We start from the raw sequence: 16,099 nt of genomic DNA, 5'->3' as shown, positions 1-16,099 counted from the left end.
GCACAGTGTAATCTCAGCTCCGTTCGATAAGCTCTGCCAGGTATCTGTGTGATATGCTCTGCTTTCTCCGCCATACCGTCAGCCTTAGATCCGGATCGCCGGTATCCCGGCCTCAGCTTCTGCCTTTACATAGTCTGCAACATTGACTGCATGGTCAGAAATACGTTCCAGATTGCTTATAATATCCAGGAAGATCACACCGCTCTCCGGGTCACATTTTCCTTTAGAAAGTCTGCGGATATGTTTTTCCCGCATCTCCCCTTCCAGCTGATCCACGCTCTGCTCCAGCACACGGACTGCATTTGCAGACTTAACAGAACCTGTTTCCCTCGATTCTACCGCAATCTGCAAGGACTGCATCGCCTGTGCGGAAATCAGTTCCAGATCCGCTTTTCCCTTTTTGGAAAAACTGCCGGAATTTTTCGATAGCGTCTCCGCCAGCTCTGCGATATTTTCTGCATGATCGCCGGCCCGTTCGATGTCGCTGACCGTATAAAACAGGTTTTTCACCTGCTCCTGCTGCCCCTCTGTCAAGGAAAGATTATCTACCTCTACCAAAAACTCCGTCAGGATTTTTTCCATACTGTTGATATCTTTTTCCCGCTCGTATACCTTCTGCGCCTTCTGCGGATTTTCTTCTGACACGGCCGCAAGCGCAAGCTCCAGGTTCTGGCAGGTCGCATGCCCCATCACAGAAACCTCCTGCACTACCGTTGCCAGCGCAAAGAGCGGATTTCCAAGTACTCTGCTGTCTAAGCGTTTCGCCATCTTTTTTGCTTCGCTGCCTTCGAGTTCTCCTGCTGTCTGGTCGCTGCCAGGCACAAGCTTTCCGGAAATCCATACCAGCTTTTCTGCAAATGGAAGCATCACAACCGTACAGGTAATGTTGAATACTGTGTGGAAAATGGAAATATCTACACTGTTCATCGTAGACGCTCCCCATGCCGGGAAAATCAAAAACAGCACGTACATAGCCACTCCAAACAGCACTGCGCCGATGACATTAAACAAAAGATGAATCACCGCCGCGCGCTTGCCGTTTCTGTCAGAACCAACACCGGACAAAAGCGCTGTCACGCAAGTACCAATATTCTGTCCGAGTGTAATAAACACCGCAGATCTCCAGTTGACGATCCCGTTCATCGCCAGCGTCTGCAAAATACCGACGGAAGCCGAAGAACTCTGGATGATTGCAGTGACAACCGTACCAGTCAGTATCGCCAATACCGGATTTTTACCGAGCACCGTAAAGGCATTGGAAAACACCGGGGAATCCCGATAGGGCTTAATCGCGTCGGACATAAAGGAAAGTCCGATAAACAGGATCGCGAAACCGATCAGGATTTCACCAATTTGCTTCTTTTTCTCTGATTTTGTAAACAGAATAACAAATGCACCGATCCCCAGCAGCAGGGGCGCATAAAATTCCGGGTTCAAAAAACTGCCGAACTCGCTCAGGGATACCAGCCACGCGGTGATCGTTGTTCCGATATTCGCACCCATGATAACGCCGACTGCCTGCGACAGATTCAGCATTCCGGCATTGACAAAGCCAACTACCATAACCGTCGTCGCGGAAGAGCTTTGAATCACTGCCGTGACGAGGGTTCCTACCAGGATTGCCATCAGCCTGTTCTGTGTCAGAAAGCTCATCAGCCGCTGCATCTTTCCGCCCGCAAAATGCTGCAGGCCGTTCGCCATTACATGCATGCCGTACAGAAACATCCCCAGGCCGCCGATAAATGAAAACAATACCGAAATTCCTTCCAGTTGCATAACTCTCTCCTTTTTGATCTGATCTTCATTTCCAGCCCATTGTAACAGGCGTCCGTAAAATCTGCCCACCGTTTTTGTAAAATTCATGTAAAATTTTTTACATTTCCCGGCAAGATGTGACTCTTACGAGCATGTATTCTATTATCAGGAACAAAAAAAGGGACTGTCGCACCGGACAGTCCACAATTCAGATCAGTTTCTACCAATTGCCCGCCGCAAAGCAGCTTTTGCAATCTTTTATTCATGACAATAGAATGTTCGCAGAGCGTGCATTCTATTATTTAATTACAAAGAAATACAGAAGCACAAGGATACCTAGTACGATTCGATACCAGCCAAACACCTTGAAGTCATGTTTTTTGATGTAGCCCATCAGGAAGCGAATCACAAGCACGGATACAATAAAAGCAATTGCCATGCCAACCAGCAGGATCACTGCCTCCGCCATTGAAAAAGCAAAGCCGAAGCGGATCACCTTTAACAGGCTCGCCCCCAACATAACCGGGATCGCCAGAAAGAACGTGAACTCCGCTGCAACGGTTCTGGAAACACCGATCATCAGGCCGCCCAGAATGGTTGCTCCGGAACGGGAGGTTCCGGGAAAGATTGCCGCAATCAGCTGGAACAGACCGATGATAATCGCATCCTTATAGGTAAGCTGTGCCAGACTGCGGACTCTTGCACGTTTTCCTTTATGACCATTTTCTACAAGGATAAATCCGATACCGAACAGGATCAGCATCACTGCAACCGTAATCGGGTTGTAAAGATATTTTTCAAGGATATCGTCGAACAGCAGACCGACTACTGCCGCCGGAATGCAGGCAACAATGATCTTGAACCACATTTTCATGATGTCCTTTTTCACAATGCCGTTTGTTTTGGACCTTCCGGTAAAATTAAACGGCCAGATCTGTTTCCAGAACAGCAGCACAACCGCTAAAATCGCGCCCAGCTGGATGACAACCAGGAACATATCCCAGAATTCCTCTGAAACGTTCATATGAACGAACTCATTTAACAGAATCATATGACCTGTGCTGCTGACGGGCAGCCACTCGGTGATGCCCTCTACGATTCCGAACAGAATCGCCTTTAAAATTTCAATAAATGATAACATTTTCTGCCTCCTTTATTTTTCCAGAAAAGCGATCAGCTCTTCCTTGCGGCGCGCTGCTTCCTGATATCCTTCTTCATAAAGCGCGCGCAGCTTTTTCCTGTTTTTTTCGATGCGTCCCACTTCATTTGGGTGGGATGGCTGAATCAAAAACGCAGTGCCATTTTTTACCTCCGCTTCCAGATAATCCAGCTGCTGGTTATAGGCTGCTGCGCGGTTTGCCATCAGCTCGTATACCTTCGGATATTTCGCATATCTGGCTTTGATCAGTTCCAGATGCTTCGGCTGGACACGACGATAGCCCGTCTCTTTTGTCATCACAACGACATTTTTGCGGCATCCGTCCGTCACGGCATGCAGCAGTGGAATAGAATCCGCAAGTCCGCCATCTAAGTACAGCTTTCCGTTAATCTCTACCGGCCTTGACACAAGCGGCATCGATGCCGATGCGCGCACTGCATCGATATTCCTGTGCATATTCTTCATCGGAAGATACTCGGCCAGTCCGGTTTCAATGTTGGTTACGACCGCGTATCCTTTACTCGGATTTTTATCAAACGTCTCGTAGTCGAACGGATTTAAGCGCTCCGGGATATCGTGATAACACATCTGGACATTGAAATAATCGCCGGTCCTTAACAAGCTCGAAAGTCCCCAATAGTTTTTATCCTCAAGATAGTCGGTAAAAACGCTGTATTGTCTGCCTTTTTGTCTGGAAAGATAACTGCACAGGCAGCACGCTCCCGCCGAAACGCCGTAGCATTTGGCAAAGTCGATTCCTGCATCCAGAAAAAAATCCAGCACGCCGGCGGTGTAAACGCCCTTCATCGCGCCGCCCTCCAGCACCAATCCCGCCTGATACATCATAGATATGCGCCTCCTTGCTGCAAAACTCCTGCTGTCTCATTTGTCGTTTCACTCATTTTATGATATCAGGGCTTTCCATTCAACCATAGATTTCTTTCATCATTTTGCGCAGCACCGGCAGGGAACGCTCCACCTTCTCTGTATCGATGCAATATGCCATGCGGAAATATCCGGGACAACCGAACGAATCCGCCGGAACGAGCACCAGATCGTACTGCAGCGCTTTCTGACAAAATGCCGCCGCGTCTGCTTCCGGGGCTTTCGGGAAGATGTAAAAGGTTCCTTCCGGCTTCACAACCTCGAAGCCACAGTCCGTCAGGCATTCGTAGAGCAGGTTGCGGTTCTTTTCATAGACGGAGAAATCGGAGGTCAGGTCGAGCACCTTCGATACCGCCAGCTGCATCAGGGACGTCGGGCAGTTATGGCCGATTCCCCTCGAAATCTGTCCGCACATATTTACGATCTCCGCCGCATACGGACACGCCGGATTGACCGCCAGATAGCCGATTCTCTCGCCCGGCAGCGACAGCGCCTTGGAAAAAGAGTAGCAGCTGATCGTATTGGCATAAAATTTCGATACATACGGCTGCTGTTTGCCGTCAAATACGATTTCCCGATACGGTTCATCCGAAATCAGGAAAATATCATGCCCGTATTGTTCTGCTTTTCTCGTCAGAACCTGCGCCAGCTTCGTCAACGTCTCCGCCGAATAAACTGCGCCGGACGGATTGTTCGGTGTATTCACCAACACTGCCGCAACCCTCGGTCCCAACATTTCTTCAAACGCTTCGAAATTGATCTGGAAGCTCTTCGTGTCCGCCGGAACAACCTTTAAAACGGCTCCGGTCAGATCTACATATGGATGATATTCCGGAAAAAACGGAGCAAAGGTCAGCACTTCATCCCCCGGCACAGTCACTGCACGCAGCGCATGCGCGATTGCCGCCGCTGCTGCGGAAACCGGGAAAATATGCTCCGGTCCGTAGTTCATGTCAAATCTGCAGTTTAAGGACTCCGCAATCGCCGTCTTTACAGACGGGATACCGAGCGTCGGGCTGTAGCCGTGCAGGGTCATCGGATCTTCCTTCTCAATCAGGTCCAGCAGTGCCTGCTTAAACTCTGCCGGTGCCGGTACGGACGGATTTCCCAGGCTGTAATCGAATACATTCTCTGCACCAATTATCTGCGCCCGCTTCGTCGCCTTCTCGGACAACTGCCGGATCACTGACTTTGCATCCAGCATTTTTCGATATTGTTCTGCAATCATAGTATTATCCTTCTTTTCTGCATCTTTGTGAGTTTGAAATCTGTCCATATTCTATCACACTATTTTTGACAGTTCCACTTTTTCTTCCACAGGGCATATGTTATACTGAAAAAAGAATGGATATAAACGTTTTTCAGCTGTCAAAACCACGGTGCAGTTCCTGCTTTCCGGCAAACGCACCTGTAAATAGGAGGATTTTATGGCAACCTATATCGGGCTTGATCTCGGTGGAACCAATATCAAAATTTCTGTTTTCGATGATTTTTTTCATAAGCTCGGGGAAAAACGCACCCCCACCGAGGTTCGTTTCGGCTCGGAGCACGTCCTCAATCGCATTTATGATGCTGTTCTGGCACTTCTCGATGAGCTGCACCTGACCTGTCAGGATATCACCTGCATGGGCATCGGCGTCCCCGGCATCCTCGATATCAAAAACGGTATTTCCCGTTTTTCCCCGAATTTTCCGAAATGGGAGGAGGTTCCAATCGTCGCCTGGATGGAGAGCCATCTTCATATCCCGACCTATATCGATAATGATGCGCGTGTCAATCTCTATGGGGAATGGAAATTCGGCGCCGGCAAAAACCGCAATAACGTCCTGATGATCACCCTCGGAACCGGGCTTGGCGGCGCTGCGGTCATCGACGGACGCGTGATCTACGGCGCTACAGGTTCCGCAGGCGAAATCGGGCATATCAATATGTTCCGTGAAGGACGGGAATGCCGCTGCGGAAGCTCCGGCTGCCTTGGGCGCTATGTTTCTGCCCTCGGTATTTTGCGCACCTTCCGGGAGAAAGTCCAACTGGGACAGCACAGCATCATCTGTGACTGGGTAAATAATGACCTTGATAAGGCCACTGCAGACATGCTTTCCCGTGCCTACGATGACGGGGATGCTGTTGCTATTGAGACCATGAGAGAAACCGGAGAGCTGCTCGGCTACGGTCTGTGCGCCGTTTTCAGCCTGTACAATCCGGAAATCATCATCGTCGGCGGCGGCATGTCCCGTATGGGCGATCGCCTGCTTCAGTACACCCGTGAAATTCTGGATACCCATGCATTGCGGATTCCCTATGGCTGCTGTACGATCGTCACTGCAGTTCTCGGAGACGCTGCCGGAATGCTGGGCGCAGCGGTCTATGCGAAGGAGCAGTTTAGGCTGAGCGCGGCGAACAACGGACAAAACTAAAAAAATGAAAGGCAGGTGCGATACACTGCGGCAATCTGCGGTGCAGGCACGCTCTACAACATAAACGAGCCGGTACAGATTAAAACATCTGCACCGGCTCGTAACGGTTTTTAATTCATGACAATAGAATGCTCTCAGAGCGTGCATTCTATTGTTTACAGTTCCCCTGCAATATCCAGTCTCGTCGCAATGCTGGTCAGCAGTACAACGAGCGGCATCATAATTTCACACACCTGAACAAAGAAGCATGCGATATCCTCTGTAATTCCTCCGAAATGATGGAACGCCACATAGCAATAGTACAAAAATGCGAGCAGTGCACCGACCAGACACGGAATCGCTACCTGAATGTCGCACATCAGCATGCCCACTACAGAGATCACGATATAAGCGATCATAAATGCGATCACAATTCCTCTGCTTTTGCCTTTTCCGACATACAGGGAGCATTTGCTTTCCTGCGAATGCGGGAAGCATTCGATCGAAAGACCATAGAGCGCTCTGGAAAGTATGAAGCCATATGCAAGAACCGGCCAGCTGTCCAGCGGCATTTCGCTCCAAAGACCGACGATCAGGAAGAAATAGCAGACACAGATAATAATTGCGAAGTATCCGCTGTGGGAATCCCGCAGAATTTCCAGCTTGACTTCCCTCGGCTGATGGGAACTGAGCGCATCTACTGTCCGGAAGAAACCATCCAGAAACGCGCCGCCCGATAAAAAGATCGGAAGCATCGCACAGATAACCGCGCCCAGCAGATCTTTATCGATCAGATACGGGCTGATCACCTGCCACTGTTTTAGAATGAACCCGATAATCGCGCCGACTAGCGGTACGAAAATCAAAATATACTTCATATTTCTACGGGTTTTTTTGATCTGCCTGGCAGGAAAAATCGAATACATCGAAAAAGCCAGACGAAAACTTGCCCAAACTTCTTTCATACTATCGTGTACCTCTCAGATTTTCGGATTACTTCAGTACAACGTCATCCGCATGTTCGTTCCAGATCAGGCAAACCCATGTTTTTCCGCGATTTAGCCGGATCGGGTTACCGTCTGCATCCACATACAGCGCCGGATCGGTATCCGAATATCTTGACCAGGTTCCTTCTACCATCTTACCTCCGGTAAATACCTGAACCTTGTAATTGTTCAGATCTGCACCAGGCTCCCAGCCGCCGTGCACATCAAATGCCATATAGCCTTTGGAATCCCGGAACTCGCCGTGACAATACTGGAAAATAACGTTATCGACTGTCAGCTGTTCGCCGGTTGTCTCGTCAATATGCTTGTCACCGTACTGATAACGGTAATATTTTCCGTCTTCATCGTTATATTCAAAATAAGCCTGCACATTGGAATAGCCGTTTCCAACACCGGTCTTTTCACCGCCGGGATACATCAGGACAACGGTATCGTTATCCGGATAGTCTGCCTTTTCGCCCAGAGGTGCAAAGGCAAATTTCTGCTTATGCGTATCGTGATAAGTCAGGCTGTATTCAAATTTCTCTGCCGCTTCTGCCAGCGCTTCACCGGTTGTATACACATTGTGGGGTGCTTTCCGCTTATCCGTCCGCATGAACGCTTTGGAAGCCGGACGGTCAATTCCTGCAACCGCGCCGCTGATGTTGTCCACCAGATCGCTGTTTAACAGATCGCCGACATAAGGGGTAGCCTGTCCGAAATGCGCATAAATCGCATCGAATTCCAGTGCGCTGTATACAAAATAATCGCGGCTGCTTCTGATATAGCCGATCGTATCCAGATTCTGCCAGTTTTCAAACAACGGCATCAGACGGGTCACATCCGCGCCTTCCATCGGCGCTTCATAAATCACGGATGCCTGTCCGATTCCTGCCTGCGGGGTTCCTGCCTTAATATTGTTCAGCATAACTGCCATCGGGCGCTGTTCGCGTTCCTCTTCGGTGCATTCCAGACCGGTCAGGTAGCTGGTCGGAACTGCGTCTTCTGTAACAACGCTTTCCGTCTCCGCTGCTGCATTTTCTGTTCCGGTTGTATCGTTGCTTTCCGTTGCTGCAACAGCTGAATCCGTTTCAGGTACAGGGGTTGTTTCTGTCGCTGCAGAGCCACATGCACATAATGCTGCAGATAATCCCAGCGCCAGACAGAACAAACTGGTTTTTTTCATATATCATTCTCCTGAATATTTTTCTTTTTTGAAAAGGTTAAACCAACCTAGTTTAAATATTGTACTCCCGCAGGCGGTAAAAATCCAGCCTTTTTCTGCATTTATTACAATTCTATTACAAATTTACGGCCTAATTCTTCAGCAAATGCAATTTTACCGCAAATTTCACAATCATACTGCCTCCGGGAATTCCGAGCAGTTCTTTTTTCGACATGACGCCAAGCTTTAACGCCGCCGCAAAATACGTCAGTCCGCCGATTGCCACCGAAAGCAGCAGTGCAACCGCATTGCCGAGATATCCTTTCAGCACTGTCAGCGTCAGCCCATAATAAATACCTGCAACCACAAGCCCCATGATCGCAGAGGATACCAGCGGCAGGACAAACGTCTTCTCGATTTCCTGATGATAGCCGGTCGCTTTTTTCACCGCGATGCCATTTAACAGGCACATCATAAAAGAATATACCGTAACGGCGATCGGCAAACTGTAAATACCAATATCTGTAAAGATCAGGAGGGCTGCCGCCACCACAGTCTGCACCGCCAGCGCAATCACCGCGTTTGTAACCGGCTTCGACGCCTTGCCGACTGCCTGCAGAATCGAATTGCTCAGTGTGGAAAGGGAATAGAACACGATGCTCGCACCAAGCGCCGCCAGAAGGCATCCGCCCAGACGGATGCTGTCCGTATTCGTATTATACAACAGCCATACGATCGGTCTGGATAATACCGTCATGCCGACTGCAGACGGAATCGCGATAAACATGATCGTCTTGATTGCCACGCTGATTTTGTGCCGGACGTCTTTTTTCTTCTTTGTCTCAAAGCTTCCTGCAATGCTCGGCAGGATCGCGGAAGCCATCGCAGACGCGATTGCAATCGGAATATTGGAAAGTCCGACCGCTTCCGTATCGTAAATACCGTTAATAATCGTAATATCATCATAAGAAGCGTTGTGTACCGATTGCATCAGATTCAGATACAGGGTCTGGTTGATCAGTGCGCTCGCATTATATGCAAACGTACTCAGCAGAACCGGCGTTACCATAAACAGAATGATCTTGAAAATCTCGCCGGTTTCCAGCAAATCTCTGGAACGATCCCGCTCTATCCTGCGGCGGATTATTTTCCGGTTCATATGGTAAATCATCAGCATAAACGCCAATGCTATCAGCACGCCGACACCGGTTCCGACTGCACTTCCGACTGCCCCCCACGCAGCACGGGTCAGCTCGTCTTCCCCAGCAAATATCTGCATCAGCCCCCATGCCGCCAGCATGCTGACCGCCGCATTTAAAATCTGCTCCAGAATCTGTGAAACGGACGTCTGCACCATGCTTCGGTTTGCCTGAAAATATCCTCTCAAAACGCCGAGAAGACCGGAAAAGAAAATTGTCGGTGCAAGCGTCCGAAGCACCATCGCCGCCCGTCCCGGAATCAGAAAATCTGCTCCAAAAAACGCAAACAGACTGGCGATTCCGCCCACGACAACAACATAAATAATCGAGCAGTGAAAAATCCGCTGCGCATTTTTGTACTGGTGGGTTGCCAGTCTCTGTGAAATTACTTTGGATACCGCCGACGGAATGCTATAGGAAGAGATCAGCAAAATCATCTGATAATAGCGATACGCCGGCGCATAATAGCCGTTTCCTGTCTCTCCGATAATTCCCGTCAGGGGGCTTCTGTACAATAGGCCGATAATTCGACAGATAATGCCGGCAGCAGCCAAAATGCCGGCCTGTTTTACAAAGGAACTGCCTTCTCCCTTATTTTTTGTTCCCATCCGTTACCTTTCTGCTCAGTCTGTCAGGCAGAAAGAAAGCAGATAATCCAGCCGTCTCTCTACCAGCTCCAGAACAAAAACATCCGGCTTTTGTTCTTCTACCATAGATTGCGTAAAAAATCCGTTCCAATGAGCCATATAGCAGTCTGAAAGGCTGCTCGCCACCGGTCCCGCCATTCCTCCGGCGAAGGAATCCCTCACCATGAACAGCTTTCTCGTATCCGGCGCATCTGAATGATACACCAGAGCCGTCGCATCGTCAATAGAGACTGCCTGCAAATTGTTGCCGTTGTAACCGGTCACGATATAATTTTCTTCCGCAGGCATATTTTTTTCGTAGTAGCTCTGCAGATTCATCATTCTTGCAAGATCATATCCGGAAAAGGTATCCGGAGTAAAGGTAATGTCCTCCACCTCTGGAAGCTCGTCTCCCAACTCCTTTAACAGCGCTTTTGCCCCAATATAGCCGCCAGCAGCGTTCCAATGCGTGTCATAGTGCCAGTACAGGGAATATTCCTTCTTATATTTCAGCATTTCCTCTTTCGGATATACAATACGGATATCTGTATTCTTCTTCAGATAAGCGATCAGCTGATCTGTCCGCGTTTCTTCCGCCTTTTTATAATAGGAAGGAAGATGCTCTTCTCCGTAAATCGTCTCCTTATTCGGTGCAATCATCAGGACAAATTCACTGCCCCGGTTGGAAAGCCACTGCTCCGATGTCGTAAGCTGCGATGCGATCTGTGCAAGCTGTCCTTCTGTAAACAGGTTCGTTCCCTTATAATCATCAATGTCCGATTCCATGCTGTAAAACAGCCAGTTGTCCGAACCGATCACAACCTTGTCGTTGATGGATTTTTCACAAAACAGCTTTAAATTTGTCAGGCTGGAAAAGGAAATCAGCTGACTCCGAAACGGAACCGCCGCGTTAAACGCGCTCTCCACCAATCCCGGATAATCTCTGTAATTGTCCTTCGTCAGCTTCGGAATCTCTGTTGAAACCGTATTTTCCGTCGCATCCGTCTGGAAACGATCCTTTGTTACCGCCCACACAGCTCCCGGCATCAAAAGCAAAAGCGCAAAGCAAATCAGCCATGCCGCCGCCATTTTTTTATTCATATGCATTCTCCACTCAGAAATTCAGATAAATTGCAGGGCTGTAGGTTCCGTTGACCAAAAGCAGCATCGACGCTGCGATCAGGAACATGCAGTAAACCAGTTCCAATACGCCGCCCTTTAATTTCTCCGCTGCCGGGCAGAACTTTTTGATGCCTGCCTGTATCAGCCCCATGCCAAGGATGCCGATGACCGTCATCACAATGCAGCGGTTTCCGACCAGCTCCCGCAGCGCATAGGTGCTCTGCGTATACTGCCACGGCGTCAACATCCTGCGGATGTACTGCAGCGCCGGCTGCAGATTTGCCACCCGGAAAATCACCCAGCCGAACAACACCACAAGCCCCGTGTATACATAACGCAAAAAGCCGATTTTGTCCAGAATTTTCTTAAAGCCGATCCGCTCCACAATGATGAAAAATCCGTGCAGCGCGCCCCATGCGATAAACGCTGTCGTCGCGCCATGCCATAACCCGGTCGCAAAAAAGACGATCGCCAGATTCAAATATGTCCGAGCCTTTCCTTTCCGGTTTCCGCCAAGCGGTATGTAGAGGTAATCCCTAAACCAGCTGCTCAGGGAAATATGCCATCTGCGCCAGAACTCCTGAATCGAACCGGACAGGTATGGATAATTAAAGTTTTCACAAATATCGAATCCGAACATTTTGCCCAGACCGATGGCCATATCCGTGAAACCGGAAAAATCATAGTAAATCTGAATCGCATACAGAATCGCCGCGCACCACACCATAACGCCCGTAACATTTGTAATGTCCTGCGCATAGATCTTATCTACACTTGCGCCGACAATGTTTGCGACCAGCACCTTTTTACCAAGTCCATAGGCAAAGCGCCGGATTCCCTCCGCTGTCTTTTCCACGGTTTCCTGTCTGTTTGTCAGCTGCGGGGCAAAATCGCGATACCGCGCAATCGGTCCGACTGAAATTTTTGGAAAAAAGGACAGATACAGTGCCATATTGAGCGGATTTTTCTCCGCCTCATAATGACCGCGGTATAAATCCATCAGATACGAAATCGCTCCGAACGTAAAAAACGAAATACCAATCGGAAGCGGGATATTGCGCATCTCATGCTCGCTTCCCGTCAGCCGGTTCACAATCCGCAAAAAGAAGTCAAAATATTTATAATACCCAAGAATCCCCAGGTTTACCAAAATGCCCGCCGCCAGAACGGCTTTCGCCGCCACGCTTTCATCCCGCTGACATCCAAGCAGCAGTCCGATACCGTAATTTGCCGCAATCGAAACAAGTAAAAGGACAATATAAACCGGATCGCCCCACGCATAAAACACAAGACTTGCCAAAAGCAGCAGGATATTTTTCAGCGCTGTTTTGCGCACGCACAGCCTGTCCAACACAAATACAACCGGCAAAAAAGCCGTCAGAAAAATCATGGAATTGATACTCATTCAAAAACTCCGATCTTATTCGCTGCCCGCAGCACCCTTGGAACAGCAATCTGATAATCAGTCATCCCGCGACGGATACTGTTGTCCTGATATCAGAGGCAAAAGAGTTTTTGATCCTGATATCTTTTTTATTGTAGCATACATTTCCTTAAATAGGTAGGGGAATCTGAGGTTCTCTTTCCTGAAGCATCTGCAAAGTTACAGTTCACACACGCCATTCGCAGAAACGAATCTGCGATACTTTCCGCTGCTTCGCAGTCATTTTTGTTCATTTGAAACTCTCCAGGAATGCTTCGCAGCCCTCCACGATGTCCCGGTACGCGGTTTCGAAATCCCCGGAGTACCACGGATCGTCAATATCGCGCGGATGCTTTGAGTAATCCAGCAGCCGATGGATTTTATGCTCCGGGTCTCCGCCAACGATTCGAAGCATATTTTGAATATTATACTGCTCCGCTGCCAGCAGATAATCATAATATTCGTAATCCTGCTTCGTCATCTGGCGTGCCCGCTTCCCGGACGGGTCAATGCCATGCTCCCGCAGCTTCCGCACCGCCGGCGGATAGACCGGATTGCCGATTTCCTCCCGACTTGTCGCAGCCGATGCGATTTCAAACTGATCCGCTATGCCGCGTTTTGCAACCATGTCCCGGAGGATGAACTCGGACATAGGGGAACGGCAGATATTGCCGTGGCAAATAAATAGTACTTTAATCATCTTTTCATATCTCCATTTAAGTCTTGTATTTCTTCCCAAACGCTTGATATTTCAGGGTTTTCCGACTTTTGAGTTGTCCTTTCTTTTCAAGGTATCTTCTCAAATCTTCTCGTATTTTCTTATGTTTTTCCCTGCAATCTTGGTAAATCCGTTGGTAAAGCAAGCGTCCTTACCAACGGGCTTTTTTAACTATTCGCTATCCGATACACTTCTTCCTTTGCATCATCAAAATTCACATGGGTGTAAGTGTTCAAGGTTACACTGATGTCTGCGTGACCCATGATATACTGCAAGGTTTTCGGATTCATCCCGGATTTTGCCATATTAGAGCAAAAGGTGTGCCTACATACATGAGGGGTAACTTTCGGCATCTGGATACGGTAAATCCTGTTGTATTTCTGAATGATATGCTCCAGATACTTTTCCCAGTGAAGGGCAACCATCGGCATATCGTTTTTATCCAGAAACAAAAATCCTGCATATCCTTCCACCATCGGTTCAACTTTTGGTGTCTTGCGGTTGGCAATGATTCTGCGAAAACACGCTGCGACAGCTTCCGTCATCGGCACATAGCGGATGCCTTTGTCAGTTTTTGGCTCTTCAATTACATACTGCATCTGTGCAGTACGCTGTAACTGATGGTCTACCTTAATACGCATTTCTCCAAACTCGATTTCTGAAACCGTCAATCCACAGAACTCTGAGATACGAAGCCCTGTGTGAAAAAGAATATAGATTGCATCATAGTATCTGCTGAAATGTTTATCTTCCTGAATAAACTTCAACAAATCTCTCTGCTGCTTTCGGGTGATCGCTTCTCTGGTAACAGAATCATTGACAATGACGGAGGCAAGCTCAAATTCAAATGGATTTTTACGAAGCAAATCATCATCTACCGCCATCTGAAATGCCGGTCTGAGAACTCCCCTGATAGAATGAATGGAACTATATCCCCGCCCATCAATTTGTTGGAGCTTAATCAACCATGCCTTGGCGTCTGACAAACGCACCTTATCAATTCGCAGATTCCCAAAACTCTCTTTTTTCAGCATATTGATGACCGTTTTATATCCGGCAACCGTATTGTGACGAACTCCTGTTTTCAATGAAACATACTTTTCTACCAGTTCCAAAACAGTATAGTTGCCACCGTTGGTTACGATACGGTCAAACAAATCCGCTTCAATCTGTTTTTCTTTCTCACGCAGGGAAGGCTCCCGCTTCTTCCCCTTTGGCATTGGGTCATTCTTGTCTAAACGCCAACTGTATACATTTTTCTCTTTTCCGTCCTCATCAATATAGCGGAACCGATACCTCCCATCTTTACGCTGGTACTCGCCCTCTCGCAAAATCCGATTACGGTTATCTCGTCTTTTCTCACTCATCGTGAACTCTCCTTTCAAAAAAGAGAGCCAGACTTGCGCTCTTATCATAGCACAAATCCAGCTCTCCGCATAGTTATATCATGTGAAATCGGTAAATCTGTCAGCTCTGTTTACACAGCAGTAGCCTGATCCAGATACCTCTCAAATTTCTCACGCTTAATGAGGGCACGATTGCCGTTCATCACATAAAAATCCTCATTGGGATGTGTGTCAATAAGCGTTCTCAATTTTCCTTCGCCGATATGATAATATCTGGCTGCTTCCTCAATGGTAAGCGTATATCTACGCCACACCGGAATATCCGAGTAATTTTTTCCTTCAATATTCATCTTATTATTCGCCATAGGCAGTTATCCTCCATGCATGAAAATAGCCAGACAGAGGGTGTCGGCAACGAAGTCCGGCAACGGGCTTCAAAAGACCTTGCAAACAATCTCAATCTGGCGATGGTTACTATTTATATTTTTCTTTTATTTTTCTGTTGTTTTGGTTGTCATAGGGGAGAAAAGCCGATAGTTTCGGGATTTTCCCCGGCAACCGGCTCGTCAACGGGATAGCAACAGGGGGTGCAACGGGCTGTCATTTTCAGAATGGAAGCTCCATCTGTTCTGTGACCTCCACAAAACCGTCCATCGTTTTTTCAGACGGGTTGCCGGAGTCCGTTGCCGGGTTTTCACGCTCCCAGCCCTTTTGTCTGCCATATTCTGAAAACATTCTTGGGTTCGGGAAGTACCGCCAGCGGTCAATGCACTGGTTCATAATCTCGTTGATTTCCCGGATTTCCCATTGCTTCGGTTCGTCAAAGGCATGGTTCAAGGCTTCCTTGTAGAGCTGCTTGGAGCAGACCATACTCCCGGTGTACTTATCAAGATACGCCTGTATCATCCCGGCTTTGGTGTCCTCCGGCATAAAATCCCGCTGGTGTTCTTTGAGATACCGCTGCATGGCGGGGCTGAAAGCCAGCTTGAACCTGCCGCTTCGGTAAATCTCCATCGCTTCCGCCCACATCTGCTCGATATAGGCTCTGGAAGCAGCTTCGTCCTCCAAAATGTGAACCTCGGCTTGCTCCGGGTACACCATGACGGGGATAAAGCGGCGGTTGCCGGAACGGTCAAGGGGCAGGAAGTCAAGGGCATTGGAAGTGCCGCCAAACACGCACTGACGGGGGCGGTCTGCCGGGTGGGTTTCATAGGGTATCTTGTAAACCTCTTTCTGCCGGCTTAAAAATGACTTGATTTCCTCAATGCTCTTGGCGTTGGCGGTTGCCATCATTTCCGACATTTCGATAATCCAGTGAC

Annotated in this window: 14 protein-coding genes; 1 reads left to right on the top strand and 13 read right to left on the bottom strand. The window is 48.5% G+C overall.

Annotated features, from left to right (window positions below):
• Window positions 1-84: 84 nt before the first annotated feature.
• The 4 genes from OCV62_RS15800 to OCV62_RS15785 form a co-directional block, all read right to left on the bottom strand.
• Window positions 85-1,776, bottom strand: coding sequence for a Na/Pi cotransporter family protein (locus OCV62_RS15800; protein ID WP_021914788.1), 1,692 nt, complete (start codon window positions 1,774-1,776; stop codon window positions 85-87).
• A 277-nt stretch (window positions 1,777-2,053) separates the two neighbouring features.
• Window positions 2,054-2,896 (bottom strand): undecaprenyl-diphosphate phosphatase, encoded by an 843-nt coding sequence (locus OCV62_RS15795; RefSeq protein WP_021914789.1) that lies wholly within the window; start codon window positions 2,894-2,896, stop codon window positions 2,054-2,056.
• Between the two features lie 12 nt (window positions 2,897-2,908).
• Window positions 2,909-3,760, bottom strand: coding sequence for a patatin-like phospholipase family protein (locus tag OCV62_RS18190; protein WP_021914790.1), 852 nt, complete (start codon window positions 3,758-3,760; stop codon window positions 2,909-2,911).
• A gap of 79 nt (window positions 3,761-3,839) precedes the next feature.
• Window positions 3,840-5,027: a pyridoxal phosphate-dependent aminotransferase gene (locus OCV62_RS15785; protein ID WP_021914791.1), complete on the bottom strand. Its 1,188-nt coding sequence runs from the start codon at window positions 5,025-5,027 to the stop codon at window positions 3,840-3,842.
• Window positions 5,028-5,226: 199 nt separating this feature from the next.
• On the opposite strand from OCV62_RS15785, the gene OCV62_RS15780 reads away from it, so the two are divergent.
• Complete coding sequence (locus tag OCV62_RS15780; protein ID WP_262587895.1) at window positions 5,227-6,216, top strand: ROK family protein; 990 nt, start codon at window positions 5,227-5,229, stop codon at window positions 6,214-6,216.
• A 155-nt stretch (window positions 6,217-6,371) separates the two neighbouring features.
• Here the strand turns inward: OCV62_RS15780 and OCV62_RS15775 are convergent, their stop codons facing one another.
• The 9 genes from OCV62_RS15775 to OCV62_RS15735 all read right to left on the bottom strand — a co-directional run.
• Window positions 6,372-7,121: an adenosylcobinamide-GDP ribazoletransferase gene (locus tag OCV62_RS15775; protein WP_262587959.1), complete on the bottom strand. Its 750-nt coding sequence runs from the start codon at window positions 7,119-7,121 to the stop codon at window positions 6,372-6,374.
• 67 nt (window positions 7,122-7,188) lie between these two features.
• Window positions 7,189-8,367 carry a DUF3048 domain-containing protein gene (locus OCV62_RS15770; RefSeq protein WP_262587894.1) on the bottom strand — a complete coding sequence of 393 codons (1,179 nt, stop codon included), beginning with the start codon at window positions 8,365-8,367 and terminating at the stop codon, window positions 7,189-7,191.
• A gap of 130 nt (window positions 8,368-8,497) precedes the next feature.
• A complete protein-coding gene (locus OCV62_RS15765; RefSeq protein ID WP_262587892.1) occupies window positions 8,498-10,153 on the bottom strand; it encodes a putative polysaccharide biosynthesis protein in 1,656 nt (551 codons plus the stop codon).
• A 15-nt stretch (window positions 10,154-10,168) separates the two neighbouring features.
• The gene (locus tag OCV62_RS15760; protein WP_262587890.1) at window positions 10,169-11,272 is read right to left on the bottom strand and encodes an alginate O-acetyltransferase AlgX-related protein; all 1,104 of its coding nucleotides are present in this window, start codon (window positions 11,270-11,272) and stop codon (window positions 10,169-10,171) included.
• 13 nt (window positions 11,273-11,285) lie between these two features.
• Complete coding sequence (locus OCV62_RS15755) at window positions 11,286-12,698, bottom strand: MBOAT family O-acyltransferase (RefSeq protein ID WP_262587888.1); 1,413 nt, start codon at window positions 12,696-12,698, stop codon at window positions 11,286-11,288.
• A gap of 268 nt (window positions 12,699-12,966) precedes the next feature.
• Window positions 12,967-13,416, bottom strand: coding sequence for a low molecular weight protein-tyrosine-phosphatase (locus OCV62_RS15750; protein WP_262587886.1), 450 nt, complete (start codon window positions 13,414-13,416; stop codon window positions 12,967-12,969).
• A 185-nt stretch (window positions 13,417-13,601) separates the two neighbouring features.
• Window positions 13,602-14,801 (bottom strand): site-specific integrase, encoded by a 1,200-nt coding sequence (locus OCV62_RS15745; protein WP_008703747.1) that lies wholly within the window; start codon window positions 14,799-14,801, stop codon window positions 13,602-13,604.
• Between the two features lie 110 nt (window positions 14,802-14,911).
• A complete protein-coding gene (locus OCV62_RS15740) occupies window positions 14,912-15,145 on the bottom strand; it encodes an excisionase (protein ID WP_016218019.1) in 234 nt (77 codons plus the stop codon).
• Between the two features lie 241 nt (window positions 15,146-15,386).
• Window positions 15,387-16,099 (bottom strand): virulence-associated E family protein (locus OCV62_RS15735; protein ID WP_262587880.1); only part of this gene is annotated, 713 nt, incomplete at its 5' end.

Source organism: Gallintestinimicrobium propionicum (assembly GCF_025567525.1).
Lineage (GTDB): Bacteria > Bacillota > Clostridia > Lachnospirales > Lachnospiraceae > Gallintestinimicrobium > Gallintestinimicrobium propionicum.
The sequence above is the reverse complement of the archived record's forward strand: the minus strand, read 5'-3'. Positions and strand labels throughout refer to the sequence as shown.